Raw genomic sequence first — 628 nt, 5'->3', positions numbered from 1 at the left:
GGGGCGCTGGGCGGCCAGCTGCTTCCTGGCCTCGCGCAGTACGGCTTGGCCGAAGCTGTAGTCCTGCCCGATGAGGTACACGCTCTTCAGGGCCTTGTCCTGGCGGATCACGTCCATGAGCGCGGCCATGCGCATGTCGGCATGGGCGTCGAAGCGAAAGTGCCAGAAGCTGCACTTTTCGTTGGTGAGGATGGGATCGACGGCCGAGTAGTTGAGGAACAGCACGCGCTTGCCCGGCTCACGCTCGTTGTGCTTGTTGATGGCCTCGATCAGCACGGCGGCGGTGGCCGACGAGTTGCCCTGCAGGATGACGCGCGCGCCGTCGTCGATGGCCGCGCGCAGGGCGGACAGGGCCTCTTCGTTCTGGCCCTTGCTGTCGTAGCGCTCGATCGCCAGGGGCCGGGCACCGCCGGCCGCGGTGGGCAGGCGCACACCGCCGCGCGCGTTCACGCGCTCGGTGGCCCACAGCACGTTGCGGAACACCGCCTCGCCGGTGTTGGCGAAGGGGCCGGACATGCTTTCGATGAGTGCCACCTGGATGGGCGCGCCGGTGGCTGCGGCCGCCTTGCGCGACGCGCTGGCGGGCGTGGCCTGGGACGTCGCAGCGGCCGATGGCGACGCCACCGGA

General features: G+C 70.1%; 1 protein-coding gene. It reads right to left on the bottom strand.

Annotated elements, in window-relative coordinates:
• Positions 1-624, bottom strand: a 624-nt coding sequence (locus AC27IO_RS25175; protein ID WP_498741340.1) for an ABC transporter substrate-binding protein, incomplete at its 3' end; no start/stop codon positions are given.
• Positions 625-628: the final 4 nt, after the last annotated feature.

The sequence above is a fragment of the Acidovorax sp. KNOB132 genome, from assembly GCF_057541515.1.
Note: the sequence above shows the minus strand (reverse complement) of the source record. Positions and strands in the feature narration are given on the sequence as shown.